The sequence below is a fragment of the Microbacterium sp. W4I4 genome (genome assembly GCF_030816235.1).
Classification (GTDB): domain Bacteria; phylum Actinomycetota; class Actinomycetes; order Actinomycetales; family Microbacteriaceae; genus Microbacterium.
The window spans coordinates 3,457,108-3,483,710 of sequence record NZ_JAUSXT010000001.1 but is presented as its reverse complement, the minus strand read 5'-3'; the positions used below and the strand labels follow the sequence as shown (position 1 = coordinate 3,483,710).

Genomic DNA, 26,603 nt, shown 5'->3' with positions numbered 1-26,603 from the left:
GCGCCCCGTTCACCTCCGCAGGTTACGATCAGAGTTCGGACCGTCGCGCAGGGGAGACACCGCATGCAAGAGCAGCTGACCGAGCAGCAGACCAGCCAGATCACCGCCGAGGAGTTCGCTCGGCAGACCTCCCGGATCATCTCCTCGATCTCGTCCGTCATCGACGGCAAGCCCGAAGCGGTGCGCAGCGCGCTGACCTGCCTGTTCGCCGAGGGGCACCTGCTCATCGAGGACGTGCCAGGGGTCGGCAAGACCATGCTCGCTCGCGCCCTTGCCGCGAGCGTGGACGCCACCGTCCGCCGCATCCAGTTCACCCCCGACCTGCTCCCCGGCGATGTGACCGGCGTCGCCGTGTACGACCCGGTGGCTCGCGAGTTCGAGTTCAAGCGCGGTGCGATCTTCGCGCACATCGTGATCGCCGACGAGATCAACCGCGCCTCGCCCAAGACGCAGTCCGCGCTGCTGGAGGCGATGGAGGAGCAGCAGGTCACCGTCGACGGCTCCACGCACGGCCTGCCCCAGCCGTTCCTCGTCGTCGCAACGCAGAACCCGCTCGAGATGGAGGGCACCTATCCCCTTCCCGAGGCGCAGCGCGACCGGTTCATGATGCGAATCTCGATGGGATATCCGGATGCCGCGGCAGAGACCCTCATGCTGCGCCAGCGCGAGACCTCCAACCCGCTCGCGGCGATCACCCCTGTCACCGACGCGGCGACCGTGCGCGCACTGATCGCGTGGACGCGCCGCGTGCACGTCGCCGAATCGCTCGAGGAGTACGCCGTCGCTCTCGCCCAGGCCACCAGGCAGGATCCGAGCCTGCACCTGGGCGCCAGCCCTCGTGCGACCCTGCAGCTGGTGCGCGCCGCGAAGGTGCGCGCCGCCCTCGACGGCCGCGAGTACGTGGTGCCCGACGACCTCACCGAACTCGTCATCCCGGTGTTCGCACACCGATTGATCGCTGCCCGCGGCGTGCACCGCGCCGGTACCCAGCCGGTCGAGGCCGCCCTGAAGCAGATCGTCGCCCGCGTGCCCGTGCCGTTCGCCGGCACTCGACGCTGAGCACCTGAGAAGCTGAGATTCCTCCTATGAAGCGCCGACCGCTCACGGGCAGGGGGTCGGGATGCCTGTTGTCCGGCATCCTGCTCATCGTCGCCGCGAATGCGGCCGCAGCGCGCCCGCTGCTCTACCTCGGCGTGCTGCTGGTGGCGCTGCCCCTGATCTCGCTGCTGATCGTGCGGATGCCGCGCCGTCGCGCCGATGTGGCGCGGCGCATCTCGACGGATCTGCTCGCCGTCGGCGAGACCTCCCAGGTGCAGGTGCGCTTCGACCTGTACTCGATCGGCATCCCGAACGGCACCTGGCGTGACACCCTCCCGCCCGCCGTGAGCGGCGATGCGACCGGCGACTACCCGGGAGACGCCCTGTCGCTGCGCTACGACCTGACCGGCGTGCGCCGCGGCATCTCCACTCTCGGCCCGCTGATCCTGCGCACGGTCGACCCGTTCGGCCTCGCGCAGCGCGAGCAGGCTTTCGGCGACACGCGCACGGTCACGGTGATCCCGCAGAGCGTGGCCCTCGCTCCGCTGCCCACCAAGGTGGGCGCCGCGGGCGGCACCGCTCAGACGCGTTCCTCCCGGATCGGCCAGGGTGCCGACAACCTCATCCCCCGCCCGTACTCCTCGGGAGACTCCCGACGCCGCATCCACTGGCGCGCCACCGCGCACCGCGGAGATCTCATGGTGCGTCAGGAGGAAGAGGAGGCGAGCCCGGATGCCATGGTCGTGCTCGACCGTGCGGCGGACCGCTGGGACCGACCGGGCGAGGAACCGGATGCCGCCTTCGAAGCGGCCGTCACCCTGTGCGCCTCCGTCGCGCTGCGCCTGGCGGCGGACGGCTACAGCGTGGATGTGGTCGACATCTCCGGCACGCAGCTGGGCGCGCTGCGCGGACACGAGGAGGACCGCGAGGACCTCATGGTCGCACTGGCCATGATCGGGCCGCGAGGTGAGCCGCACGACCTGAGATCCATCGTCGGCAGCACGCCGCCCGGACCGCTCGTGCTCATCACCGGACGCCTCGAGGGCGAGGAGGCGGAGCGCCTGACCACGGTCGGCGCGGCGGCCCCGCTGCTGTTCGCGGCATCCGCCGAGCCTGAGGCGCTGGCCGCGGCATCCGCTCACGGCTGGAACACCGCGCTGCTGCCGGCGGACGCCGACATCGCCCAGACCTGGGCGGATGCGCTGCCCGTCTCGAAGGCCGCGCATGCCTGAGACGCCCGCCCGCACAGACCGCACCCGACTGACTCCCACCGGGCCCGGCGTCCTCGCCGCCGCCGCGACGCTGATCTCGGTCTGGTCCTACACGGGAGCGGTGACTCCGGGGGTCTGGACCTTCGTCGTGTGCGCGATCGTGATCGTCGTGGCCGTCGCCGGCATCCTCACCCGACTCGCCCTGCGCACCGTGCGTGCGGGCATCCGCGGCCCTGTCGTGCTGCTGGTGCAGCTGTTTGCCGTCGTCGTCGCCTGCACGGTGCTGCTCGCTCGCGAGACCGCGTGGATGGGGTTGCTGCCGACGGAGATGACCGTGCGGCTGATCGGCGTGCGACTGCAGCAGAGCGCCGAAGAGATCATGAACGGCGTGGTCCCGATCGCCGCCTCAGTGCCCATGGCGACCCTGCTCGGTCTGACCTTCGCCGTCGTCGCGATCCTCGTCGACCAGCTGCTCGCACACCGGCTGGTGATCCTGGCCGTGCTGCTGACCTCGGTGGTCGGCGTCATGCCGATGCTGATCTCGTTCGGCTCCGTGAATCTCGGCTGGTTCCTGCTGCAGGCCGTGATGATCCTGATGCTGCTGCGCTTCGGCGCCCGACATGATGCGCGCGCTCCGCGGCAGACCTCGTACCTCGTGACGGTCTCCACAGGGCTGGTCGCCGTGCTGGTGGCGCTCGTCCTCGCTCCGAGCCTGCCGGTGGCGTCCGCGTTGCCCGGGACCGGGCCGATGCTCAGTGTGAGCGCCGACCTGCGCCTGGGCGAGGATCTGCGCCGCCCCGAGGGGATCGAGGCGCTCACGCTGGTGACCTCCGCCGCCTCCCCGCCGTACCTGCGGATGGCCACGCTGTCGCGCTTCGACGGTGATGTGTGGCGTCCCGATCGCGGCGACCGGGTTCCACTGCGCGACGGATTCGGAAGGCGCGACTGGGCCGACCCGATCAAGACGGTCGAGACCGAGGTGTCGATCAAAGTGCTCGGCGTCTCCAGCGATCGCCTCCCTCTCCCCTACGCGCCCGAGCGGGTGACTGGGGTGGACGGCGTGTGGTCGGCCCTGCAGGAGAACCGGACTGCGGTCAGCGGCTCATCGGATGCCGCCGGTGCCGACTACACGGTGCAGGCCGCCACCCCGGTGCCCACGCTCGAGCAGATCCGCGCGTCCTCGGCATCCGGAGCGCCCGTCACCGAGCTGCCCGCAGACCTGCCGCCGATCATCAGCCGGCTGGCCCGCGAGGTCACCTCCGATGCCGGCACCGACTACGACCGGCTGATCGCCCTGCAGGACTGGTTCCGCAGCGAGTTCACCTACTCGCTCGACGCCCCGGTCGAGGAGGGCTTCGACGGCACGGGAGCGGATGCCGTGGCGACCTTCCTCGAGAAGCGCACCGGCTACTGCATCCACTTCGCGGGCGCCTTCGCGCTGATGGCCGACACGCTCAGCATGCCCGTGCGGATCGTCGTCGGCTACCTGCCAGGATCGGGGACCGACCAGAAGCGCGACGACAGCATCGTCTACTCCATCACGAGCGACCAGCTGCACTCCTGGCCCGAGGTGCATTTCGAGGGCATCGGCTGGGTGCCGTTCGAGCCGACCGCGACGCTGGGCGTTCCGACGGACTTCATCGCCGCGTCCTCCAGCGGTGGCAGTGGCGACGGCCCCGATGCGCCCACCCCGACGATCACTCCCACCACAGGCCCGTCGGCGACGCCGACCGACGAAGCCGGTCGCAACCAGGATGCCGGAGGAGGAGGCACCGACGCCCTGCAGACACTGAACCCCGCCCCCGTGACGCTGACCGTGCTGGGCGTGCTGGTGCTTCTGCTGCTGCCTGCGCTGGTGCGCGAGCTGCGGCGGGCGATGCGGATGGGACGCGCGCGCTCGGGTGATGCGATGGCCGCGTGGCGCGAGCTGTCCGACTCGCTCATCGATCTGGGGCTAGCGCCGCCGGAAGCGCAGACCGCGCGAGTGCGCGCCGAGGTGCTGGCGTCGAAACGCGGGACCGACCCCGAAGCGCTGGCGCCGTTGGTCGCGGCCGTCGAGCGGACGAGCTATGCGCCTACGGCTCCGGATGCCGGAGATCTGGCCGCCCCGCTGCGCGTCGTGATCGGACAGCTCGCCGCGAGCGTGGATGGCCGACAGCGCGTGCTCGCGCGGTTGCTGCCTGCATCCCTGTTCGCCCGCCGCCGCTGACAAGCCCGTCACCGCTGACAAGCCCGTCTATGTGGCGCATAACGCCCCTGAGACGTCGAATTCAGGGCGTTCCGCGCCATATAGACGAGCTCTGAGGCCGCTGGGGTCAGGCGTGCTCGGGGCAGGGCACGGCGTCGCAGTCCGTGCACACGACGAACTGGCGCGTGCACGAGGCATCGGTGCAGTTCGCGGTGCGGTTGGTTGCTGCCCCGCATCCGACGCATTCGCCGATGACGGCGGTGTGGTCGGAGAAGTCGACGGAGCCGCGCTTGTCGAACACGTACAGCGAGCCCTCCCACAGTCCGTCGTCGCCGTACTGCTCGCCGTAGCGGGCGATGCCGCCGTCGAGCTGGTACACCTCTCCGAAGCCGCGGGAGACCATCAGGCTGGACAGCACCTCGCAGCGGATGCCGCCGGTGCAATACGTGACGACCGGCTTGCCCTTCAGGTCGTCGTAGGCGCCGTCATCCAGCAGCCGGACGAAGTCGCGCGTGGTCTCGGTGTCGGGCACGACCGCGTTGCGGAACCGGCCGATGGCGGCCTCCAGGGCGTTGCGACCGTCGAAGAAGACCACCTCGTCGCCGCGCTCGGCCATCAGCTCGTGCAGCTGCTCGGGGCTCAGTCGCTCTCCCCCGCCGACGACGCCGTGCTCATCGACCGCCAGCTCCCCCGGCGCTCCGAACGAGACGATCTCGTCGCGCACCTTGACGCTGAGCTTGGGGAAGTCGACGCTGTACCCGTCGTCATCGATGCCGGTGCCCTCGCTCCACTTGACGTCGGCGGTCTTGAACGCCGGGTACTCGCGGAACCGCCGGAGCCACTTCTTCACGGCGGGCAGTTCGCCGCCGAGGGTGCCGTTGATGCCGTGCTCGGAGATGAGGATGCGTCCGCGCAGCTTCAGCGCCTCGCCGAGGTCGCGTTGCCACAGTCGGATCGCATCCGGATCCGCGAGCGGCGCGAACGCGTAGAACAGCACGATCTTGGGGGTGGGCACCAGGAGATTCTAGGCGGAAGTCGCTCAGGCGAGCGCGGCAACCGCATCCAGGATCATCCGCCAGAACCGATCCACATCCAGTTCCAGTGCAATCGTGGCGTTGTCAGGTCGATTGAGAATGCCGTGCAGATCGACGCTCGTCGCACCGCGCGTCTCGGTGCCGAGCAGTTCGACATCCAGCCGGGATCGCACGGTTGTGACGACTGACGGGTCCGCGAGAAGCGCGATCGTGATCGGGTCATGAAGCGGGGCGTCGGGCATTTCCTCGGCGGCGTCGTATGTGGCGCAGAAGAAGTCCAGCAGTTCGCGTCCGAACGCGGCTGTGTTCGTGCCGATCGCGCTGATCTGCTTCCGCACCCCATCGGTGATCAATGCCTGGTGGGAGATGTTCAGGCCCACCATAGTGAAGTCGATGCCGCTGTCCAGCACCAGCTGAATCGCTTCGGGGTCCGTCCATGCGTTGAACTCGGCATACGGTGTCGCGTTGCCACGTCCTGTCGAGCCTCCCATCCAGATCACCCGCTCGACCTTGGCGAGCACGTCTGGACGATCGCGAGCCAACTCCCCGATATTCGTGAGCGGCCCGGTGGCGACGATCGTGACCGATTCGCCGGAGCCCTCGATGACGTCTGTCATCAGGTCGAGGGCGCTTCTCGCGTCCAACGCCACGCTGGGGCTCGGGAGATCCGGGCCACCGAGCGCGTTCGCCCCGTGGATCCAGTCAGCCGGATGCAACTCGCCGTTGAGGGGCGATGCGGCTCCGGCCGCGATGAGCACGTCGCCGATACCCGCGACCGTACAAGCGATCCGGGCGTTCTGCGTCGTGTGGATCAGCTGCCCATTGCCGCCCACTGTGGTGATCGCTCGCAGCTCGATGTTCGGGTGCGCCGCCGCGAGCCAGATGGCGAACACATCGTCGTGCCCTGGATCGCAATCCAGGATGATCGGCGTGCTCATGCCGCACCGCCCTCTGCCCGCACGGCACTCATGAGTTCGTGCCGCAGCCCCGCCGGCAGAGCGGCGACCGCGGTCAGGATGCCGTCCAGGCTCGGAAGCCCGGCACCTGCACCCGGCACCCCGACCGCGGCCGCGCCGCATGCGTTGGCCATCGCCGCAGTCCAACTCGGCTCCTCGAATCCCCGAAGGAACCCGAAGATGAGACCTGCGCTGAACGAATCGCCCGCCCCTGTCGTGTCGATGGCGCGAACCTCGGGCACCGGGGCCCGGACGAATCCGTCGACGGTGAGCAGCAGTGATCCCGACGCGCCGCTGGTCAGCGCCACCGTCGACGGTCCGTAGCCGGCGATCGCTGCCGCGGCCTGCTCGTCCGTCGCCTCACCCGTGAGCTGCCGAGCCTCTTTCGTGCCGATGGCCACGACATCGACGTTCGCCAGGAAGGCGCGCAGCACATCTGGCACGGCCGCGACAGGGTCGACCGGCACATCCAGCGACACCGTCCTCCCCGCCCGGTGCGCAGAAGCCGCGGCGGCTTCGGCGGCAGCCCTCTGCGGATCAGCCAGCAGCGCATAGCCCGAGATGTGCACGTGCGAGGCACCGCACAGATCAGGCGGGACGTCAGCACTCTTCAGCTCGGCACTCGCCCCGCGGTAGGCGAACATCGTCCGCTCACCGTCGGGTGTCACCGTGATGACGTTGAGCGAGGTCGGCTCAGTGCTGCTGCGCTGAACAAGACGCGTGTCCACGCCCACGGCGGTCAGCCCGTGGATCGCCTGCGCGCCCCATTCGTCGTCCCCGACGCAGGCGAGCATGGCCGCTCGGACACCCAAGCGTGCGAGCATGACAGCGGTGTTGGCCGCCGATCCGCCGAATCCCATACGCTGCCGCGACGCCACACCGTCTCCGCCTGGCTCCGGATAGGCGGGGATGTCGAGGTGCAGGTCGATGTTGAGGTCGCCGAGCAGCAGAACCTCGAACCTCCGGTCTTCACTGCCCTGCTCGACGTCACCGACTTCCACGGATCTCAGTCTCCGAGCGCCTGAGCGAAGTCTGCGATCAGGTCGTTGATGTTCTCGATGCCGACGGACACGCGAATCATGCCCGGAGTGACGCCCATCTGCTGCCGTTCGTCTTCCGGGATGTCGAGGAACGCCATCGTCGCAGGAAGCTGCGTGACCGTGCGCACCCCACCGAGGCTCGCGGCGAAAGAAGCGAGCTTCAGGCTCTTGCACACCTGCGCCGCCTGCTCTTCAGTGTCGACGCTGAACGCCAGCATCGCACCGGGAGAGTCAAGCTGCTCGCGGGCCGCCTCGTATTGCGGGTGCGACGGGTGTCCGGGGTAGTAGACGCGCTTGACCTTCGGGTTCGCAGTCAGCCACTCGACGAAGGCCCCTGCGTTCTCCGTCATCCGTTCCACACGCAGGGGCAGAGTCTGGATCCCACGCAGCAGCAGCCAGGCGTTGAACGGCGAGAGTGCTCCGCCGAGCTTGGTGAGCGTATTCCAGCGGATCTGCTCCAGCCAGTCTGCCGGCAGGATCTCAGAGTTGATGCTGATGATTCCGCCGACGGCGTCGTTGTGTCCGCCGATGAACTTCGTCGCGCTCTCCAGCACGATGTCCACACCGTGCTCGTGCGGTCGGCACACGATGGGGCTGGCGAAGGTGTTGTCGCAGATCACGACGATGCCGCGCTCGTGCGCGATCCCGGCGATCGCCCGCAACGGCGCTACCTTCATGGTCGGATTCGCGATCGTCTCGACGTAGACCGCCTTCGTCTCGGCACGGATCGCCGCACGCACCGCGTCGACGTCGGTGGCATCGACGAAGGTCACCTCGATGCCGAAATCCTGGATGCGGTGATCGAAGAACTCGTGGGTCGAGCTGTAAGTGGTCAGATCCACGACGATGTGGTCTCCGACGCGCAACAGCCCCAGGACCGTGTGCGACACTGCGGCCATACCGGATGCCACGGCCAGGGCATCGGTGGCGCCGGCGATGAGCGCCATCTGATCGTCGAGCTTGTACTCGTTCGGGTTGCCGCAGCGGCTGTAGATGTTCACCTCGCGGCGAGCGCCGTCAACCACCCGGTCGTAGGCGTCGCCATCGTACTGATAATTGGCCGACATGAAGATCGGATAGCTGATCGACTGTGTGCTCTCCTCGGGCGAGTAGAACACTGCACGGCTTGCGAGGCTGAGTTCCTGCTGATTGTCCACAGATCTCCCTTTCGGTTTGACGGGTGAGGATCCGGCGTTCGCCGGAGATTTCATTGCTTGAGTGCACCGCTGGTGAGGCCGCCGATGACGTGGCGCTGGAACACCAGATACACGAGGAAGGAGCCGAGCGCAGCCAGAAGGATCGCCGCGAGCAGCACAGGGTAGTTCGTCGTGCGCTCTCCGACGAAGTCGGTCAGGCCCAGAGGGAGCGTCTTGTTCTCGGGGCTGTTCAGTATCACCAGCGGGAAGAGGAAATCGTTCCAGACCCAGATGACATTCACGATGCCCGTCGTGAACATCGCCGGTTTGGCGATCGGCACCATCACTCGAGCGAACACGGCCAACTCCGAGGCGCCATCGATGCGGGCGGCTTCGATCAGGTCGCGCGGCACGGTGGAGAAGAAGCCGCGCATGATCAGGACGGAGATAGGCAGGTTGAAGGCGACGGTCGGGAGGATCACCCCTGGCAGTGTGTCCAGGAGCCCCAGTTCTCGAATGATCGCGACCAGTGGTACCAGGGCGATGTAGGCGGGGATCGCCATCGCCACGAGCATGATCAGCTCGACCGCCGGCATCCATTTCGTGCGGTAGACGACGAACGCGTAACCTGCCGCCGTCGCGATGGCCACGGTGATGATGACGGAGGCGAGCGTGACCAGTAGAGAGTTCCACGCGTACAGGGCGAGGGAGCCGTCGACGAGCGCGGCGGCGTAGTTGTCCCAAAGCAGGCCCGACGGCAATGACCACACCGACTGCTGGAACTCCTTGTTGGTCTTGAACGAGCTGTACAGCATCCACACGAATGGGAACAGCACGATGACCAGGTGCAGGCCGAGCACCGCCAGCACGGTGAGCGTTCCCCATCCGAGGCGCGTCGGTGGCAGCTGTTCGCGTTCCTGCCGGCGCGGTCGCCGGGATGACCGCTTCGCATCATCTGCGAGCACAACACTCATCGTCGCCTGACTCATCGCAGGACCTCCCTGCCCCTGCGAGGCTGACGTGGTCGCGTCGCCGTGAGGACGAAGACGCCGACGATGACGGTCAAGACCAACTGGGCGATGCCGATGGCCGAGGCGTAGCCCGCCTCGAAGTTGCCGAACCCGGTCTTGAACAGGTAAGTGGAGACGACGTCCGTCGCATTGCTCGGGCCCCCGCGTGTCATGACGAACACGAGCGAGAACGTCTTGAACGACGTGACCACGGCCAGGAGCACTGTGGCCTGCACGTTGGAGAAGATCATCGGCACGCTGATTCCGAAGAAGGTGCGGAAGTGTCCGGCTCCATCCAGAGCAGCCGCTTCGTACACCGACTCGTCGACGTCTTGGAATGCGGCGACGAACAGCAGGATGTAGAGGCCCAGGTACGTCAGGTTCATCACGACCAGAACCGCGGGCATGGCGAAGTTCTTGTCACCCAGCCAGCCCTGTGCGAGATCGTCGAGACCGATCAGACGCAGCAGCCCGTTGAGGAGCCCGAAGTAGGGGTTGTACACGAACTGCCAGAGCAGGCCGATGCAGATCTCGCTGATGACGACGGGGATGACGTACAGGAACATCGCGGCGCGCTTGAACCGTGGGATCACCCGCACCAGCCAGTAGGCGATGACCATTCCGAGCGCCACCTGGAACACGATCGCGGCGAGAGCGATCAGGACGTTGTTCTTCAGAGAAGACCAGAACACTCCGTCTTCTGCGAGGCGAAGGAAGTTGCCCAGCCCGATCCACTCGCGTGGTGAGAACCCGTCCCACTTGAAGAACGAGAGCGTCCCTGCGTTGACGAGCGGATAGGCGACGAACAGTGCCAGGAATGCCAGCGCTGGCAGGAGAAAGCAGACGGCAATGAGGGATTCGCGTCGCTTGGCGCGATGTAATCCATGCCGCCGAGCTCGATCCGATGGGGCGCCCACGGCGAGCGACCCATCGGATCGGACGTGATTCTGCACGGTGCTACTCTCCGGCGTTGATGGCTGCGTTGATCGCGTCGACGGCCTGCTGAGCGTCCACCGACCCTTCGATGAGTCCCTGCAGGGTCGAGTAGTAGATGGTGGTCGCCTTCGGCGGCAGTGCCGTGTCGTAGAACGCGTCAAGGTGTGCGGACGGCTCGATGATGTCGGACACGATGCCCGAGAGCACCGGACCAGCCACATCCGGCGTCGTCGCACCCTTCAGCGTCACCATCGTCTTGCGAATCTCGACGTACTTCTTCATGACGTCAGGACTGGTCATGTAGCGCAGGAACTCGACGGCGAGCGGCTTGTCCTTGGCCTTCTCGGACATCGCGAACGCTGCGGCGACGCCGGCAAGCGTGTCGGACTGGTCACCCGCCCCACCCGTGACGGTCGGGAACGGGAAGTAGCCGAGTTCGAAACCGTCCGGTGCATCGACCGACATCCCGATCTGCCAGGTGCCGTTGAGCACCATGGCGGCCTGGCCGTTCAGGAAGAGCAGGTTGGCCTCCTGGTCGGACATGCCGTTGGCCCCAGTGGGAAGGAGGTCCTTCTCGGCCAGCGTCTGCAGCATCTCGGCGCCCTCGGGTCCGAACGAGATGTCGCCGTCGCCATTGAGGAAGTCGGTGACCTGGCCGCTGCCTGCGGTGCGCATCTGGCCGTATTGGAACCAGAAGGTGGCGGGCCAGCTGTCCTTGTTGCCCAGCGCAACGGGGACGATGCTGTCGGCCGCGATCTCTTCGTTGAGCGTCAGAAACTCATCCCATGTTGTCGGTGCGTCCCAGCCCTTGTCGTCGAAGAGCGCCTTGTTGTACCAGACCACAGCGGCGTCGATATCGATCGGCACCGCGTATGTCGATCCGTCGAAGCTCACCGAGTCCATCGATGCGTCGATGAACGCGTCACCCCAGCCTTCTTTCGCAAGTTCGTCGTCCAACGCTGCAACCTGACCGCTCTTCACGAATGCATCGAGGAATCCGCCGGGGAGCGTGTAGAAGACGTCAGGCACATCGCCGGTCGACATCGCCGTCTGCAGCTTCGTCTTGTACGAGGACTGCTCGGCAGAGACCTCTTTGATCTTCGCGTCAGGATGCTCCTTCTTGAAGCCCTCCAACGCCCACTTCATGAACTCGACCTTGTCGTCCTGACCGGCGTAGGCATGCCAGATCGTGAGGGCTTCTTCGTCACCGCCGACCGATGGCTCCGACGAAGCGCCGACGCAGCCGGACAGCGCGAGGGTTCCCACTGCGAGCGCCGCGATGGCGGCTCTACGGACGTGGATGTTCATGGTGACTCCTTCGGACGACACTGTCGGGAAAGTGGTATCACTATATACTGGTCACACAGGCTGTGGTAGCACCACATTTCTCAGGGTCAGAGTCGATCGGAGCAGAGGAAGCATGCATACGGCATCCCAGGACAAGGCTGGAGCACTCACGCGCCTGCGCGCAGCACTTCCCGGCCTGTCCACAACGGAGCAGCGGGTCGCGAACTGGATCCTCACTCGTCCTGAACATCTGCTCGAGGCGTCGATGGTCGACGTTGCCCAGGCATGCAGCGTCAGCGACACGACGGTCCTGCGCATGTGCCGCAGCGCCGGGTTCGCCGGATACACCGATCTGAAGCTCGCGCTGGCACGCGACCTCGCCACCCCGATGCAGCTCATACACGACGACATCGCCGACGGCGACGATTCGATGACGATCGCGCGCAAGGTGTTCGCACGAGCCTCACTCTCGTTGCAGGACACCGCGAATGTTCTCGACCCGGATGGCTTCGCCGCCGCTCTCCACCTGCTGGAGAATGCCCGCAGCGTGCTCGTCGGCGGCGTCGGCACATCTGGTGTGGTCGGCCAATCGTTCTATCAGCGCTGTCGTCGACTCGGCATCAGTTGCGATGCTCCCCAGGATTCGCAGGTGCAGAACATCCACGCAGCCCTACTCGGGCCGAACGATCTTGTCGTCGCCATCTCGTACTCCGGCGAGACCCGTTCCGTCGTCGGCATGGCCGAGCACGCCCGGAATGTCGGTGCGAAAGTGCTGGCCGTGACGGGAAACCGCGAGTCGCATCTCGCCAAAGTCTCCGATCTCACACTGCAGAGCGTCTCGCACGAGACGCGCAACGAACCGATCGCAGCCCGACTGTGCCAGCTCACCCTGCTCGACGCACTCTGCGTCGCCTACAGCCACCGCCATCTCGCCGACGTGCTGAGCAAAGAGCAGCTCGCCGGCCAATCCATCGTCGAGAGCTCGTTCTGAGCGCTCGCCCGCTTCCCGAACAACGAGGAGTCATCCATGATCGTGCAGATCTACACCGCCCAGTCCGCTGCCGAAGCCGTCGCTCTGGCCGAACGAGGAGTGGATCATGTCGGCCTCACCCCGACCACCGTCGGCCTACCCGGTCAGATCAGCGAAGAAGTTGCTGCTGAAGCGGTCGCGGCACTGCGTGGACGCGCGCGTTCCGTCGCACTCAGCGTGGAGACGGAGCTCGAGGAGATCGCTCGGATGGCAGCGACCGTCCATCCTGACATCCTGCACCTGTGCGGAGAGATCGGTGCGGTCGGCCCCGACGCCGTCCGCATACTTCGCGGCATGCTGCCCGAGGGCATGGAGATCATGCAGGCCATCGCGGTCGGCGCCGAGGGCGACCTCGCGATGGCAATCGAATACGCTGCCGTCGCCGACTATCTCATCCTGGACTCGTACACGACCGACGTGCAGGGAGTCGGTGCCGCGGGCATCACGCACGACTGGTCACGCAGCGCTGAGATCGTCGCCAGCGTTGGCATCCCCGTCGTTCTCGCGGGGGGCCTGTCGGCCGACAATGTCGCGGACTCCATCGTTGCCGTGCGGCCATGGGGTGTCGACTCCCTCACCCGCACGAATCGCCCTCTCGGCGATGGGCGATTCGAGAAGGATCTCGACGCGGTCGCCGCATTCGTTCGCAGCGCCGTAGAAGTACCCGCGATCTGAACGCGTACCGGCGACTCGCCTCAACCCGTCACATCGAGCACCGCGCGCACGATGCTGTCCGCATCGATGCCGTGATGCCGATAGACGTCGGCGAGGTCGCCGGACTGCCCGAACCGGCTGACACCGAGGTGGAGCGCGGGGACGCCGTGCCTTCCGGCGAGGAACGCGAGCGCGTGCGGATGCCCGTCGAGTACGGTCACCATGGGGCGTGCGCGGTCTGCCGGAAGCACCTGGTCGAGGATCCAGTCACTCCCCTCGCCCCGGCCGCCTCGCGCCTGCACAGCTTCGAACAGCAATCCGGGGCTGGTCACGCAGACGACGTCAGCGTCCACACCGAGCGTGGCGAGGCGGTCGGCTGCCTCCAGGGCATCCGGAGCCATCGCGCCCATCATGATGATCGTCGCGTCAGGGCGTTCCGCGCTGCGCAGCCGGTAACCGCCTGCGACGACCTGACGGCGCCTGCGCTCCCGCGCGGCCGGGTCGGTGGGGATCGCGGCAAGCGCCTGGTCCACCGGCTTGGTCGACAGACGCAGGTAGGCGGACTTGCCGCCGGGGCGGGCCATCTGCGACATGGCCGCCAACAGCATCCATTCGACTTCCTGCATGAAGGCGGGCTCGAAGCTGATGCACTCAGGCTGCTCCAGGCCGATCGACGGCGTCTTGATCGATTGGTGCGCGCCACCCTCAGCGGCCAGCGATACCCCTGAGGGAGTGCCGATGAGGATCGACTGACCGCCTGCGTACATGCCGTACGACCAGGGCTCCAGCGCTCGCTCCACGAATGGGTCGTACAGCACGCCGATCGGGAACAGCGGCTGACCCCAGCGACTCCACGTGGTTCCGAGTTCGCTGATGAGGCTCACAAGATTGACCTCGGCGATGCCCAGCTCGATGTGCTGGCCGCTCGGCCGCTCGCGCCAGTGCATGATCGTCTCGGGGTCATCGGCGAACCAGTTCTGACGGTCGCTGGTAGACCAGACACCAGCCTTGTTCAACCACCCCGCCAGATTCGTGCTGCTGGAGACATCGGGACTCGCGGTCACAATCCGTCGAGCGACCTCAGGTGCGGATCGGGTCAGATCCAGCAGCACCCGGCCGAGAGCGGCCTGGGTCGTGCCGGTTCCCGAGGGGGTACGGCAGAAATCGGTGGGAACCGGCGGCGGAGTCACGTCTACCACCGGGTCCCGCCGCAACCGCTCGGCCGCCTCCGCGCACAGCCGCCCCTCAGAGGAGTCCGGGTCGAAGCGCGCCCACGGTGCGGCAGGATCCATACCCAGCTCGTCTGCCAGCTGGTCGTACTGCTCGAAGGTCAGCAGAGAGGAGTGGTTCTGCGGATGGCCCGCCGTCGGCAGACCCTTGCCCTTGATCGTGTACGCGATGATCACAGTCGGGCGGGTGTCGTCGATCTGCGCGAAGGCTGCGCGGAGCGCTGCCAGGTCGTGCCCGCCGAGGTTGCGGATCGTGCTCACGAGCTCGCCGTCGCCGATGGCGTCGAGAAGAGAGCGGATGCTGGATGCGGCGGTATCCGCTCCTGGCAACCGCTGCCGCAGCTCATCCGCCCGGCAGCGCAGCAGACGCTGGAATTCGGCGTTGGGCATGTCGAGGATGCGGGCGCGCAGTGCCTCGCCGCCCGGGCGACGGAACAGCTCCTCGAGCTGCCCGCCGAACGGAACGGTGATGACCTGCCAACCGGCAGCGCCGAACATCCGCTCGATCTTTCCCGCCGCGATGTTCGGCACGACTCGGTCGAGCGACTGGCGGTTGAGGTCGATGATCCAGACGAGTTCGCCGAGGTCCGGCACGTGCGGGTCGAGCACAGCCTCCCAGACTGCCCCCTCATCGAGCTCGGCATCGCCGACCAGGGAGTACTGGCGTCCGTACGACGGTGTTCCGGAGACCGACGATGCATAGCGACGCGAGATCGCGCCCCAGATCGGAGCCGTGGCGCCGATGCCCACGGAACCCGTGGAGTAGTCGACGGTGTCGGGATCCTTCGACCGGCTCGGGTAGCTCTGTACTCCGCCGAACCCGCGCAGCGTGGTCATGTGCTCCTCGCCGATCTCGCCGAGCAGGTAGTTGATGGCGTGCAGCACAGGCGATGCATGAGGTTTGACCGATACACGGTCTTCGGCGCGCAGCTGCTCGAACCACAGTGCCGTCATGATCGTCGCTATGGACGCGCTCGATGCCTGATGTCCGCCGACCTTCAGTCCCGAGGAGCTGGAACGAACGCGGTTCGCGTGGTGGATCATCGACGTCGCGAGCCACAGCACCCGCCGCTCGATTGTGGCGAGCGCGGCGAGATCGGACGTGGGCGGCCCAGTGAATGCTGCGGGGGCGATGGCGAAAGACATATGGCGGATTCCTTGAATTCGAGGCGCGGCAGCTTCGCCGTTCCTCATCGCGTTCCGACCCTTGTGGGGCGCGGACGCTCCCGAGTCGGGTTACCCCGGGAGCTGGCCGGAAAGAAGCAGATGGTTCCGCCATTCGATCAAGATCACCCGTGGTGCACAATAGACAGCATCAAGATCAAGCAGAACGCGCAAATTCACGTTTCAACAACGACAGGACCTGATCACAGTGGCACGCAACCGCCTGGCCGATCGAACCGACCGCAACCTGCTCCGCGAACTCATCCGCAGCCCTGGCACCACCACCCTCGCGCTGGCTGAAGCGACCGGCCTGGCCAGGAACACCGTGCGCGCCCGTCTCGTCCGGTACGACGAGGACGGCACGTTGCGCTCCTTCCAGCGACGCATCGATCCCGGTGCGCTCGGCTATCAGCTGAGCGCCTATGTCGTCACCAGCGTGACTCAGCGCAAGCTCGACCGCGTCGGGGAATCGCTCGCCGCTATCCCGGAGGTCGTCGAAGTGCTCGGCCTGTCAGGTATCACCGATCTATTGATCCGCGTCGTCGCCCGAGACGCCGACGACCTCTACCGCATCGCGGGTCGCATCCTCGACGTCGACGGCGTCAAGCGCACCACGACCGGCCTGGTCATGCGCGAGATGGTCCCCTACCGGGTGGAGCAGCTGCTGTGACCCTCGACTCAGGCGTTGTTCATCGGAGCTCACGCCATCGGATAGGATGGACAGGTTGTTCCTGGTGACGTGTCCGAGCGGCCGAAGGAGCACGCTTGGAAAGCGTGTGTTGTGCAAGCAACCGAGGGTTCGAATCCCTCCGTCACCGCCATTGGTCCGAGCCCTGAGACGAAGTCCCGGGGCTCGGACCATTTCCGTATGACACCCGCCTAGAGTTTCCCTCATGGCTGACATCGATGTGGACGTGCTCGTCATCGGGTGGGGCAAGGGCGGCAAGACCCTCGCCGGAGCGCTCGGACGCAACGGCCGATCGGTCGCCCTCGTGGAGCAGTCGAACGCCATGTACGGCGGCAGCTGCATCAACATCGCCTGCATCCCGACGAAGGACCTCGTGCACAGCGCCTCCCAGCGGCGGCCCGAGGACGACCCGCAGGCCTGGTTCACCGCCGCGGTCGCCGGTCGCGACGCCCTGACCGAGAAGCTGCGCGCCCGCAATCACGCGATGCTCGCCGAAGTCGACACCGTCACCCTCATCGACGGCCGCGCCCGGTTCACCGGTGCGCACGACGTGCAGGTCACCGCCGGCGACGACACGCTCACCATGCACGCGGAGACCATCATCATCAACACCGGGACGGCTCCTGCCGAACCCCGCTTCCCGGTCGACGGCTCGCGGGCGTTCGATTCGACCACGATCCAGCACGTCGATCCGCTCCCCGAGCGGCTCGTCATCGTCGGCGGCGGCTACGTCGGCCTGGAGTTCGCGGGCATGTTCTCGAAGTTCGGCTCCCGGGTCACGATCATCGACCACGGTGACACGTTCATGCGCAACGAGGACCGCGATGTGGCGGATGCCGCCCGCTCGCTGCTCGAGGAGTCCGGAGTGCAGCTCATCCTCGGCGGCGATGTGCGCAGCATCCGTGACGAGTCCGGAACCACGACCGTGGAACTCGCCGTCGGCGGCGGGGCCCGGACGCTCGAGACGGATGCCGTGCTGGTGGCCGTCGGCCGGCATCCGGTCACTGCCGAGCTCGGACTCGACACCGCGGGCGTGGCGGTCGACGAGCGCGGCTACGTCGTCGTGGATGACCGGCTGCGCACCTCGGTGCCGCACATCTTCGCCGTGGGCGACGTCAACGGCGGACCGCAGTTCACCTACATCTCGCTGGACGACAACCGGATCGTGATGGACCAGCTGAACGGCTCGGGCGCACGCACGACTGACGACCGCACGGCGGTGCCGTACACGGTCTTCCTCACCCCTCCCCTCGGCCGCGTCGGCATGAACGAGGCCCAAGCGCGCGCGAGCGGTCGACGTGTACTCGTCGCATCCAAGGCCATCATCGACATCGCCGCGATGCCGCGCCCGAAGATCGTCGGGGAGACCCACGGACTGATCAAGGTGCTCATCGATGCCGACACCGACCTGATCCTCGGAGCCGTGGTGTTCTCGATCGACGCGCAGGAGGTCATCAACCTCATCGCCCTCGCGATGCGCCATGACGTGACGGCGACCGAGTTGCGCGACAGCATCTGGACGCACCCGTCGAGCACCGAGGCGCTCAACGAGGTGCTCGCCGCACCCCGTCCGCTGGAGGCCTGAGCAGGAGCCCGAGCAGGATCAGTCGAACAGCATCCCGTACATGGTGCTGTCCGGCCCCGACTCCAGCTGTTGCATCCCGATCCGCTCGTAGAACGCACCGGCGCCGGCGTTCTCCGGATTCATGCCGAGATGCAGGCCGGGCACGCCGCGGCGCCGGAGCTCGGCGAACAGCGTCTCGATCAGACGTCGTCCGAGTCCCTGTCCCTGCGTCTCGGGCAGCAGGTCGATGTGCAGGTGCGCGGGGTAGTGCGCCACATGCTGCTCACGCCCCGGGGCGCGCCTGCTCGCGTAGTCGATGATGCCGTCCTGACGGGTCGGCTCGGCGTTCCCCGACAGCGGGTAGCGGTCTGCCACGCCCGGCCACCACTCGTCGCGGAACCACGTCTCGAAGGCCTCGGTGTCGTCGGTCGAGACGATGTAACCGATCGTGCGGCCGTCGGGCGATTCCACCACCCAGGCGAGATCGGGATGCCGCTCCACGTAGGGCACGGCGAAGATGTCGCCCCACAGCCGGTCGTCGTCGAACACTCCCGTCGCGTCCGCTCCGGCGTCGGCCGTCCGCACGCAGACTTCGTACATCGCCTCGCGATCGGAAGGGCGGTAGGGGCGGATGCGGGTTGCGCCGGTCTCGGTCATGACTGCTCCTTGGTGTTCGATGCGACCCGGGTGTTCTCGTACGCGGGGAGCAGCGCCCACTCCCCCATCATCCCGGCCACGAGCAAGGCGGCACCAGCGCCGATCAGCATCCCGCCGATCGTGTCGGTGAGCCAGTGCACGCTGAGGATCGTACGGGACAGTGCCATCGCGAGTGTCCAGATGATGCCGGCGATCACGATCCACCGCCGGCGGAAGACCAGGATGAGCACCAGCGCGATGGTCGCCGCGTGCGCCGTGTGCCCCGAGGGGAAGGATCCGAAGTCCGAGGGCACGAGAAGATCCTCCGGTCTGGCGCGCCCGAAGATCTCCTTGACGAGCTGCGTCAGGCCGACGCTGACCACGAAGGTCACGGCGGCGTAGACGGCCGCCCTCCAGCGCTTCAGCGCCACCAGCATCCCGAGGATCGACAACGGCACGAGGAGAGTCGCGACCCACCCGCCGCCGATGACGTTCAGCGCGTACGCGATCGTCAGCATCCAGGGCTGCCTGATCTCGCCCATCAGCCGGTTCCAGCTGGGGTCCAGCCCGTCGACCGCACCGCCGAAGAGGACGACGACCACCCAGCCCAGAACGACGGCGGCCACCAGCAGTGCGCCGCCGGAGATCAGCATCCGAGTTCGGGTCATCGTCCCATTCTGCCTGGCGTCCCGCGGCCCGCCCTGAACGCGGCCGGGGATACGCTCAGGCCATGAGCTTCGCCACTTCGCATCTGCTGCTCGCGGCTTCCGCGGCAGACCTCGTCGCCGCCCATCCGGTCGAGGAGGGGCGCGTGCGCCCGCACCGCACCCTCGACGGCGACGGGTTCAAGATCCGCACGCTCGTGATGGATGCCGGCAGCGTACTGCGCGAGCACAAGGCACCGGTGCCGATCCTCGTGAGCGTCATCGCCGGGCGCATCCTGTTCCGCGTCGCCGGCGTCGAGTACGACCTGACCGCGGGAGGGACCATTCAGGTCGCCGCCTCTGAACCGCACGAGCTGGAGGCGCTCGAGGCCTCGCACGTGCTGCTCACCCTGATGGGGTGAGTGGTCCCGCCACCGGACTCAAGGGGCGAGCATCGCCACCGTGCGCGGACGCACGATCAGCCACAGCGCCAGGATCGCGATCACCGCGCAGCCGACCATCACGATCGCCATGGTCGTCGCGGTGATCCCGGACCCAGCCGAGATCAGACCGACGGCGGGAGAGATGACGGCCGCGATGCCGTTGTTGCAGGCGCCGAGCACGGATGCCGCCGTGCCGGCCGCCTTGCCGTGCCGGTCGAGCGCGAGCACCTGCACGCACGGGAACGTGAAACCGCACGCGGTCATGAACAGCCACAGCGGGATGACCGTGCCCCAGAAGCCTGCGCCCGCCTGGTCACAGACGATGATCGCGGCGCCCGAGATCAGCAGCATCCCGGTGGAGAAGGCCATCACCCACTGCGGCCCGAAGCGCGCGGCGAGACGCGACGCCGCCTGCACGCCGCCGACCACGCCGAGGGAGTTCGCCGCGAACAGCAGCCCGTACTGCTGCGGGTCCAGACCGTGCGTCTGCTGGAACAGGAACGGTGACGCCGAGAGGTACGAGAACAGGCCCGAGAAGGTCATGCCGCCGATGACGAGCACGCCGACGAACACCCGGTCGGAGAACACGCTGCGGTAGCGCTGCAGCACGGTGCTCGATCCGCGATCCTGACGGCGCGCCCTGGGCAGCGTCTCGGGGATCAGCGTGGATGCCGCGATGAGCATGATCAGGCCGTAGGCGGCGAGCACGACGAAGATGCCCCGCCAGGGCATGACCACCAGCAGCGCGGAGCCGGCGATCGGGGCGACCACAGGTGCGACGCCCGAGACCAGCGCGAGGCGCGACAGCATGACCACCAGACGCTTGCCGCCGAACAGGTCGCGCACGATCGCCATCGCCACGACACCGCCCGCGGCGGCGCCCACGCCCATGACGACGCGTGACGCTCCCAGCAGGAGCAGATCGGGGGCGAGGGCGGCGGCGATGCTGGCCAGCACATGCAGCGCGGTGACGACGATCAGCGGCACCCGGCGTCCGACCTTGTCGCTGAGCGGTCCGACGACGAGCTGGCCGAGCGCGAACCCGATCATCGTACCGGTGAGGGTCAGCTGGATCATCGCGGCCGAGGTCGCGAAGTCCTCCTCGAGCTGCGGGAAGGCCGGCAGGTACAGGTCGATCGTGAACGGTCCGAGCGCGGTGAGCGCCCCCAGCACGATGATGTACAGCACGCGGCGCGCGTTGGAGATCGCGTCGCCGGGGTGCAGGACGATCGGGGCCGTCGCGGGGTCCGCACCCAGGGTGCGGATGGCGCCGGTGGGCGTGGAGGTGCGGATCGTGCCGGTGATCGCGCGGATGCTGCCGGTGGGAGTGCGTTCGTCGGTCACAGGGCGCTTTCGCGGAGAGGGGCGGATGCTGCGCCGAAACGATTCGACGCGGGAGAAGTCTCCCATGCTACTCGCCCCGGGGGGATCGCTCCCGCCCGCCGCACACCCGTCGAGAAACCACATTCCGCATGAGACGCACGCGCACACGTGGTTTCTCGTGACGGAAGTGGTTTCTCACGAGGGGGGCCGGTTGCGGAGGCCCGCGAGACTTAGGAGCGGGCGACGCGGGCGAGGCCCTCTTCGAGGTCGGCGATCAGGTCGGAGACGTCTTCGATGCCCACCGACAGGCGCACCACGTTCTCGGGCACGGCGAGCGCGGTTCCGCGAACCGAGGCGTGCGTCATCTCCGGCGGGTAGCCGATCAGAGACTCCACACCACCGAGCGACTCGGCGAGCTGGAACAGCGAGGTCGACTCGGCGAGCGCACGCGCGGCCGCGGGGCCCGCGGCGAGGCCGAGCGACAGCATCCCGCCGAATCCGCTCATCTGACGCGCGGCGATCTCGTGACCGGGATGCGAGGCCAAACCCGGGTAGTACACCGTGGCGAACTCCGGCCGCCCTGCCGCCCATTCGGCGATGGCCTGGGCGTTCTCGCTGTGCTGGCGCACACGCACGGCGAGCGTCTTGATGCCCCGGGTGGTGAGCCAGGCGTCCAGTGGGGCGGACACCGCACCGACCGCGAACTGCTGGAACTTCACGGCCTCCGCGAAACGGTCATCGGCCAGCACCACGGCGCCGCCGAGCACGTCGGAGTGACCACCCAGGTACTTGGTCGTGGAGTGCACGACCACGTCGGCGCCGAGCGCCAGGGGCTGCTGCAGAGCCGGCGAGGCGAAGGTGTTGTCGACGACGAGCGCTGCACCGGCGACGTGCGCGATCTCGGCGACCGCGGCGATGTCGACGATCTTCAGCAGCGGGTTGCTGGGCGTCTCCAGCCAGATGACCTTCGTCTGTGGACGCAGCGCCTGACGGACGGCATCCGGATCCTGCAGCTCGACCGTGGTCGTCTCGATCCCCCAGGGCGCGAGCACCTTCGTCAGCAGCCGGTAGGTGCCGCCGTACACGTCGTTGCCGAGCAGCACGTGATCGCCGGGGCGCAGGATGCCGCGCAGCAGCGCGTCCTCGGCGGCGAGGCCCGACGAGAACGACAGCGCGGTCGCGCCGCCCTCCAGCGCCGCCAGCTGAGTCTCCAGTGAGGAGCGGGTCGGGTTGCCGGCGCGGTTGTACTCGTACCCGCCGCGGAAACCGCCGATGCCGTCCTGCACGTGCGTGGACGCCTGATAGATCGGCGGGATGATGGCCCCGGTGGTCGGGTCGGCGGCCTGACCTGCATGGATGGCGCGGGTGGCGAAGGCGCGGTCGGTCATGACACTCCTCGGGGTTCGACAGTGGTGCAGCACGGGTGGTGCGGCGGTGCGTCCACCGTACGCCGGGCGCGGACGGCAATCGGCATCCTGTTACGCTCCGAGACCCTGCAGCGGGGCGTGGTCAGTGCGCGAGGTAGCCGATCAGGTCCTGACGGGTGAGCACGGTGTGCGGGCGGCCGTCCACCGTGACCAGCAGCGCGTCGGCCTCGGCGAGCGCGGCGCGCGCCTGGGCGACGGAGTCGTGGATGCCGATCAGCGGCAGCCGCTCCCCCGTGTGCGCGCGGACCGGGTCGCTCGGCTGCGCCTCGCCGCGGAACAGCAGGTCGAGCAGGCCCTTCTCGTCGACTGCGCCGGTCACCTCGCCCATCATCACCGGCGGCTCTGCGCTGAGCACCACCAGCTGCGACACCGCGTACTCGGCCATGATGCCGATCGCCTCCAGCACGGTCTCGTCGGGGTGGGTGTGCACCAGCGCGGGGATCGCGCGCCCGGTCTGCTGCTTCTGCCTGATGATCGTGTCGCGGGCGGCGAGGACGTCGGCGACGGTCTCCTCGGCCTCCACGTCGCTGAAGCCGTAGGAGCGCATCCAGGCGTCGTTGAAGATCTTGCCCAGATAGCCACGACCGCCGTCCGGCAGCAGCACCACCATGACGGCATCCGCTGGCAGGTCGCGGGCGGCCCGCAGCGCGCCCACCACGGCCATGCCGCTGGAGCCCCCGACGAGGATGCCCTCCTCGCGCGCCAGTCGCCGCGTCATCGCGAAGGCCTCGGCATCCGTCACCGCGATGATCTCGTGCGGCACCTGCGGGTCGTACGCGCCGGGCCAGATGTCCTCGCCGACGCCCTCCACCAGGTACGGACGCCCGGTTCCACCGCTGTAGACGCTGCCCTCGGGGTCGACGCCGATCACGCGCACGCGGTCTTCCGACGCTTCGCGCAGGAAGCGGCCGGTGCCGGTGATCGTGCCGCCCGTGCCCACGCCCGCGACGAAGTGCGTGAGGCGACCGTCGGTGTCGCGCCAGATCTCCGGCCCGGTGGTCTCGTAGTGACTGCGCGGCCCGTTCGGGTTCTCGTACTGGTTCGGCTTGAACGCGCCGGGGATCTCACGGGCCAGCCGGTCGCTGACGCTGTAATACGACTCGGGGCTGTCTGCGGGAACGGATGTCGGGGTGATGACCACCTCGGCGCCGTACGCGCGCAGCACGTCGATCTTGTCCTCGCCGACCTTGTCGGGCACGACGAACACGCAGCGGTAGCCGCGCTGCTGGGCGACCAATGCCAGCCCCACGCCGGTGTTGCCGCTGGTCGGCTCGACGATCGTGCCGCCCGGCTGCAGCGCACCGGATGCCTCGGCCGCGTCGATGATGCGGCTCGCGATGCGGTCCTTGGCGGAGCCGCCCGGGTTCAGGTACTCGAGTTTGACGAGCACGGTGCACGCGATGCCCTCGGTCACGCGGGTGAGTCTGACGAGGGGCGTGTCGCCGATCAGGTCGACGATGTTCTCCGCGAAGCGCATGGGTCTCAGGCTAGATGCACGGATGCCGGATGCCGGCTCTGTTTCACGATGAAGCAGAGTGTTTCAGCCGTGCCCCGCTATATGGCGCAAACCGCCCCTGAATCGGCGATTCAGGGGCGGTTTGCGCCATACAGACGGGTGCTGACGTGTCAGCCCTTCGTGGCGCCCGCCAGCAGGCCGCGGACGAAGAAGCGCTGCAGTGCGAAGAACACGATCAGCGGCACGATGATCGAGATGAACGTACCCGCGGACTGCAGGAACCACTTGTTGCCCCAGGTACCCGACAGCGAGTTCAGCGCCTGGGTGATCGGCAGCGCTCCTGGCGAGGCGAAGATCGTCGCGACCAGCAGGTCGTTCCACACCCACAGGAACTGGAAGATGCCGAACGACGCGATCGCCGGCATCGCCAGCGGCAGGATGATGCGGAAGAACACCTGGCCGTGGCCGGCGCCGTCCACTCGAGCCGCCTCGATGATGTCACCGGGGATCTCGGCGATGAAGTTGTGCAGCATGAACGTCGCCAACGGCAGCGCGAAGATCGCGTGGGCGATCCACACACGCGCGAAGCTGTAATCCAGATCGTTCAGCGTGAAGCCGGGGAAGACCGTCACATCGCCGATCGTCAGACCGCTGGAGAACAGGCTCAGCAACGGCACCAGGGCCATCTGCAGCGGCACGATCTGCAGCGCGAACACGAACACGAACAGCAGGTTGCGACCCTTGAAGTCGATCCACGCGAACGCATAGGCGGCCAGCGACGCGAGCACGATCGGGAAGACGGTGGCGGGGATGGTGATCGCCAGCGAGTTGACGAATGCGACGGCCAGCGTGGTGGAGGTGCCACCGGCGGTGAGCGCCTGCACGTAGTTGTCCAGGGTGAACTGCGGGTCGGTGAACGCGGTCCACCAACCGGTCGACTGCGTGTCCGCACCGGGGCGGAACGAGGTCACGAACAGTCCGAAGGTGGGGATCGTCCAGAAGAAGGCGATGATCACCGCGGCGATGGTCGCGCCGCGGGACGTGAGCTTCTTGTGCGCGATGGCCTCGGTGCGGCGCGTGTCGCGCGCGACCTGGCCCTTGGTCCGGGTGTCTCTCACGATGGCTTCGGTGGCGCTCATCAGCGGATCTCCCTCTGCTTGGTCAGCGATCGGGCGTTGTAGATGATCAGGGGCAGCACGAAGATGAACAGCACCACGGCCAGGGCCGAGGAGTGTCCGTAACTCTGGAAGCGCTGCTGCTGGTTGACCATCTCGAAGCCGAGCACGGTGGTGTCATCGCGTCCGCCGGTCATCACCGCGACGATGTCGTAGACCTTCAGCGACATGATCGTGATGGTCGTGAGGACCACGATCAGCGAGGAGCGGATGCCGGGGACGGTCACGTTCGTGAACCGCTGCCAGGCGTTCGTGCCGTCGAGCTCTGCGGCCTCGATCTGCTCGGCGGGGACGGCCTTGATCGCGGCGGACAGGATCACCATCGCGAAGCCGGTCTGCGTCCAGATGAACACGATCAGCAGCATGAAGGTGTTGATCAGCGGCTTGACCGCCAGCCAGTTGACCGGGTCACCGCCGAACATCGTCACGAGGGCGTTCAGCAGACCCAGCTGGTCGCCCTGCCGGTAGTCGTACATGAACTTCCAGATGATGCCCGCGCCGACGAACGAGATCGCCACTGGCATGAAGACGAGCACCTTGAGGACTTTCTCGCCGCGCGCCTTGTCGATGAAGACGGCGTAGGCGAGGCCGAAGGCCACCGAGATCGTCGGCGCCAGCAGCGCCCAGATGAGCGTGTTGACGACGGATGACGTGCCCACCGGGTTCGTGAACACCCAGAAGTAGTTCTCGAAGCCGACGAAGTCGGTGCCGGTCTTGTCGAAGAAGGACTTCACGAAGGTCGCGATGGCCGGGTAGATCAGGCCGAGCAGCAGCATGATCGTGGCAGGGGCCATGAACAGGATGAGCTGGAAGAGGTAGCCGGCACCCTGGCGGGAGCGGTAGTCCGCGAAGAACAGCAGCGCTCCGGAGAGCAGTGCGATCCCGACCACGTACAGCACCGCGTTGGAGTACGGCCGCAGCAGCAGGAAGGCGAGCACCGGGATCACCAGGCAGGCGACCAGGCGCATGATGAAGTAGCCCTTGCCCGGGCGCGGTGCGTACTCGATGAGCACCAGCACGATGGCCACGACGATGCCGAAGGCGATGAGGACCACGGGGATCTGCAGCAACGGATGCATGTTGCCGAGCCACATGAAGAACGTGTTCAGCGAGACCGGCCCGAGTGCGATACGGGCCGGGTTCTCGACGGGTGCGGAGAAGATCAGCAGGAAGAGCAGGGCCGCGATCAGCACGAATCCGACGGTCACCAGGATGCGCGTCAGTGCGCGGCCCTTCGGATCGGCGCCGTGCCTGGTCTGCGGCAGTTCGGTCGTCTCGACTTCTTCGACGATCACTTGCGACATGGGGTCCCCTTCTGGATACAGCACCGGACG

Annotated in this window: 23 protein-coding genes and 1 tRNA gene; 9 read left to right on the top strand and 15 right to left on the bottom strand. The window is 67.3% G+C overall.

Going from position 1 to position 26,603, the window contains the following annotated elements; translation table 11 throughout:
• Positions 1-63 precede the first annotated feature (63 nt).
• Genes QF046_RS16505 through QF046_RS16495 form a run of 3 tightly spaced genes read left to right on the top strand, consistent with a single transcriptional unit; the run spans position 64 to position 4,458 of the window.
• Entirely contained in the window at positions 64-1,059 is a 996-nt protein-coding gene (locus tag QF046_RS16505; RefSeq protein WP_307371904.1) for a MoxR family ATPase, read from the top strand.
• 26 nt (positions 1,060-1,085) lie between these two features.
• Positions 1,086-2,270, top strand: coding sequence for a DUF58 domain-containing protein (locus QF046_RS16500; RefSeq protein WP_307371902.1), 1,185 nt, complete (start codon positions 1,086-1,088; stop codon positions 2,268-2,270).
• Entirely contained in the window at positions 2,263-4,458 is a 2,196-nt protein-coding gene (locus tag QF046_RS16495) for a DUF3488 and transglutaminase-like domain-containing protein (protein ID WP_307371901.1), read from the top strand. The genes QF046_RS16500 and QF046_RS16495 overlap by 8 nt, the downstream gene beginning before the upstream one ends.
• Before the next feature lie 106 nt (positions 4,459-4,564).
• On the opposite strand, the gene QF046_RS16490 is transcribed toward QF046_RS16495, so the two are convergent.
• Genes QF046_RS16490 through QF046_RS16460 form a run of 7 tightly spaced genes read right to left on the bottom strand, consistent with a single transcriptional unit; the run spans position 4,565 to position 11,857 of the window.
• Positions 4,565-5,452 (bottom strand): rhodanese-related sulfurtransferase, encoded by an 888-nt coding sequence (locus QF046_RS16490; RefSeq protein ID WP_307371899.1) that lies wholly within the window; start codon positions 5,450-5,452, stop codon positions 4,565-4,567.
• 24 nt (positions 5,453-5,476) lie between these two features.
• Positions 5,477-6,409: a nucleoside hydrolase gene (locus tag QF046_RS16485; protein ID WP_307371896.1), complete on the bottom strand. Its 933-nt coding sequence runs from the start codon at positions 6,407-6,409 to the stop codon at positions 5,477-5,479.
• Positions 6,406-7,428 carry a carbohydrate kinase family protein gene (locus QF046_RS16480; RefSeq protein ID WP_307371894.1) on the bottom strand — a complete coding sequence of 341 codons (1,023 nt, stop codon included), beginning with the start codon at positions 7,426-7,428 and terminating at the stop codon, positions 6,406-6,408. Before QF046_RS16480 ends, QF046_RS16485 begins: the two co-directional genes overlap by 4 nt.
• A 5-nt stretch (positions 7,429-7,433) precedes the next feature.
• A complete protein-coding gene (locus QF046_RS16475; RefSeq protein WP_307371892.1) occupies positions 7,434-8,624 on the bottom strand; it encodes a PLP-dependent aspartate aminotransferase family protein in 1,191 nt (396 codons plus the stop codon).
• Positions 8,625-8,674: 50 nt separating this feature from the next.
• Positions 8,675-9,568 (bottom strand): carbohydrate ABC transporter permease, encoded by an 894-nt coding sequence (locus QF046_RS16470; protein WP_307371890.1) that lies wholly within the window; start codon positions 9,566-9,568, stop codon positions 8,675-8,677.
• Positions 9,569-9,588: 20 nt separating this feature from the next.
• Entirely contained in the window at positions 9,589-10,566 is a 978-nt protein-coding gene (locus QF046_RS16465; protein WP_307371888.1) for a carbohydrate ABC transporter permease, read from the bottom strand.
• Positions 10,567-10,570: 4 nt separating this feature from the next.
• Complete coding sequence (locus QF046_RS16460; protein WP_307371887.1) at positions 10,571-11,857, bottom strand: ABC transporter substrate-binding protein; 1,287 nt, start codon at positions 11,855-11,857, stop codon at positions 10,571-10,573.
• Positions 11,858-11,969: 112 nt separating this feature from the next.
• On the opposite strand from QF046_RS16460, the gene QF046_RS16455 reads away from it, so the two are divergent.
• Positions 11,970-12,827, top strand: coding sequence for a MurR/RpiR family transcriptional regulator (locus QF046_RS16455; RefSeq protein WP_307371884.1), 858 nt, complete (start codon positions 11,970-11,972; stop codon positions 12,825-12,827).
• Positions 12,828-12,863: 36 nt separating this feature from the next.
• Complete coding sequence (locus QF046_RS16450; RefSeq protein WP_307371882.1) at positions 12,864-13,541, top strand: phosphoribosylanthranilate isomerase; 678 nt, start codon at positions 12,864-12,866, stop codon at positions 13,539-13,541.
• A gap of 20 nt (positions 13,542-13,561) precedes the next feature.
• On the opposite strand, the gene QF046_RS16445 is transcribed toward QF046_RS16450, so the two are convergent.
• Entirely contained in the window at positions 13,562-15,895 is a 2,334-nt protein-coding gene (locus QF046_RS16445) for a pyruvate dehydrogenase (protein WP_307371881.1), read from the bottom strand.
• Positions 15,896-16,121: 226 nt separating this feature from the next.
• Between QF046_RS16445 and QF046_RS16440 the strand changes: the two genes are divergently transcribed.
• The 3 genes from QF046_RS16440 (at position 16,122) to QF046_RS16430 (ending at position 18,186) form a co-directional block, all read left to right on the top strand.
• Positions 16,122-16,583, top strand: coding sequence for an Lrp/AsnC family transcriptional regulator (locus QF046_RS16440; protein WP_307371879.1), 462 nt, complete (start codon positions 16,122-16,124; stop codon positions 16,581-16,583).
• A gap of 63 nt (positions 16,584-16,646) precedes the next feature.
• Positions 16,647-16,734: transfer RNA gene (locus tag QF046_RS16435), tRNA-Ser, on the top strand.
• A 72-nt stretch (positions 16,735-16,806) separates the two neighbouring features.
• Positions 16,807-18,186 carry an FAD-dependent oxidoreductase gene (locus tag QF046_RS16430; RefSeq protein WP_307371877.1) on the top strand — a complete coding sequence of 460 codons (1,380 nt, stop codon included), beginning with the start codon at positions 16,807-16,809 and terminating at the stop codon, positions 18,184-18,186.
• A gap of 18 nt (positions 18,187-18,204) precedes the next feature.
• Here the strand turns inward: QF046_RS16430 and QF046_RS16425 are convergent, their stop codons facing one another.
• Together QF046_RS16425 and QF046_RS16420 are read right to left on the bottom strand one after the other, a co-directional pair.
• Complete coding sequence (locus QF046_RS16425) at positions 18,205-18,822, bottom strand: GNAT family N-acetyltransferase (RefSeq protein ID WP_307371875.1); 618 nt, start codon at positions 18,820-18,822, stop codon at positions 18,205-18,207.
• A complete protein-coding gene (locus tag QF046_RS16420; RefSeq protein ID WP_307371873.1) occupies positions 18,819-19,469 on the bottom strand; it encodes a phosphatase PAP2 family protein in 651 nt (216 codons plus the stop codon). Before QF046_RS16420 ends, QF046_RS16425 begins: the two co-directional genes overlap by 4 nt.
• Positions 19,470-19,531: 62 nt before the next feature.
• On the opposite strand from QF046_RS16420, the gene QF046_RS16415 reads away from it, so the two are divergent.
• Positions 19,532-19,867, top strand: coding sequence for a hypothetical protein (locus QF046_RS16415; RefSeq protein WP_307371871.1), 336 nt, complete (start codon positions 19,532-19,534; stop codon positions 19,865-19,867).
• 18 nt (positions 19,868-19,885) lie between these two features.
• On the opposite strand, the gene QF046_RS16410 is transcribed toward QF046_RS16415, so the two are convergent.
• From QF046_RS16410 to QF046_RS16390, 5 genes are all read right to left on the bottom strand, one after another.
• Positions 19,886-21,355 carry a multidrug effflux MFS transporter gene (locus QF046_RS16410; protein WP_307371869.1) on the bottom strand — a complete coding sequence of 490 codons (1,470 nt, stop codon included), beginning with the start codon at positions 21,353-21,355 and terminating at the stop codon, positions 19,886-19,888.
• A gap of 86 nt (positions 21,356-21,441) precedes the next feature.
• On the bottom strand, positions 21,442-22,599 hold the full coding sequence (locus QF046_RS16405) for a cystathionine gamma-synthase (protein ID WP_307371866.1): 1,158 nt from the start codon (positions 22,597-22,599) through the stop codon (positions 21,442-21,444).
• A gap of 121 nt (positions 22,600-22,720) precedes the next feature.
• Positions 22,721-24,115, bottom strand: coding sequence for a cystathionine beta-synthase (locus tag QF046_RS16400; protein ID WP_307371864.1), 1,395 nt, complete (start codon positions 24,113-24,115; stop codon positions 22,721-22,723).
• A 149-nt stretch (positions 24,116-24,264) separates the two neighbouring features.
• Positions 24,265-25,233, bottom strand: coding sequence for a carbohydrate ABC transporter permease (locus QF046_RS16395; protein ID WP_307371862.1), 969 nt, complete (start codon positions 25,231-25,233; stop codon positions 24,265-24,267).
• Positions 25,233-26,573: a carbohydrate ABC transporter permease gene (locus tag QF046_RS16390; protein ID WP_307371860.1), complete on the bottom strand. Its 1,341-nt coding sequence runs from the start codon at positions 26,571-26,573 to the stop codon at positions 25,233-25,235. Before QF046_RS16390 ends, QF046_RS16395 begins: the two co-directional genes overlap by 1 nt.
• Positions 26,574-26,603: the final 30 nt, after the last annotated feature.

Excerpts from the sequence above, each read along its gene's own strand:
- QF046_RS16430 (WP_307371877.1), top strand. The coding sequence starts at position 16,807 with ATGGCTGACATCGATGTGGACGTGCTCGTCATCGGGTGGGGCAAGGGC.
- QF046_RS16390 (WP_307371860.1), bottom strand. The coding sequence starts at position 26,573 with ATGTCGCAAGTGATCGTCGAAGAAGTCGAGACGACCGAACTGCCGCAG.
- QF046_RS16415 (WP_307371871.1), top strand. The coding sequence starts at position 19,532 with ATGAGCTTCGCCACTTCGCATCTGCTGCTCGCGGCTTCCGCGGCAGAC.
- QF046_RS16425 (WP_307371875.1), bottom strand. The coding sequence starts at position 18,822 with ATGACCGAGACCGGCGCAACCCGCATCCGCCCCTACCGCCCTTCCGAT.
- QF046_RS16395 (WP_307371862.1), bottom strand. The coding sequence starts at position 25,233 with ATGAGCGCCACCGAAGCCATCGTGAGAGACACCCGGACCAAGGGCCAG.
- QF046_RS16450 (WP_307371882.1), top strand. The coding sequence starts at position 12,864 with ATGATCGTGCAGATCTACACCGCCCAGTCCGCTGCCGAAGCCGTCGCT.
- QF046_RS16445 (WP_307371881.1), bottom strand. The coding sequence starts at position 15,895 with ATGTCTTTCGCCATCGCCCCCGCAGCATTCACTGGGCCGCCCACGTCC.
- QF046_RS16505 (WP_307371904.1), top strand. The coding sequence starts at position 64 with ATGCAAGAGCAGCTGACCGAGCAGCAGACCAGCCAGATCACCGCCGAG.
- QF046_RS16410 (WP_307371869.1), bottom strand. The coding sequence starts at position 21,355 with ATGTGGTTTCTCGACGGGTGTGCGGCGGGCGGGAGCGATCCCCCCGGG.
- QF046_RS16485 (WP_307371896.1), bottom strand. The coding sequence starts at position 6,409 with ATGAGCACGCCGATCATCCTGGATTGCGATCCAGGGCACGACGATGTG.
- QF046_RS16500 (WP_307371902.1), top strand. The coding sequence starts at position 1,086 with ATGAAGCGCCGACCGCTCACGGGCAGGGGGTCGGGATGCCTGTTGTCC.
- QF046_RS16420 (WP_307371873.1), bottom strand. The coding sequence starts at position 19,469 with ATGACCCGAACTCGGATGCTGATCTCCGGCGGCGCACTGCTGGTGGCC.
- QF046_RS16495 (WP_307371901.1), top strand. The coding sequence starts at position 2,263 with ATGCCTGAGACGCCCGCCCGCACAGACCGCACCCGACTGACTCCCACC.
- QF046_RS16405 (WP_307371866.1), bottom strand. The coding sequence starts at position 22,599 with ATGACCGACCGCGCCTTCGCCACCCGCGCCATCCATGCAGGTCAGGCC.
- QF046_RS16460 (WP_307371887.1), bottom strand. The coding sequence starts at position 11,857 with ATGAACATCCACGTCCGTAGAGCCGCCATCGCGGCGCTCGCAGTGGGA.
- QF046_RS16455 (WP_307371884.1), top strand. The coding sequence starts at position 11,970 with ATGCATACGGCATCCCAGGACAAGGCTGGAGCACTCACGCGCCTGCGC.
- QF046_RS16400 (WP_307371864.1), bottom strand. The coding sequence starts at position 24,115 with ATGCGCTTCGCGGAGAACATCGTCGACCTGATCGGCGACACGCCCCTC.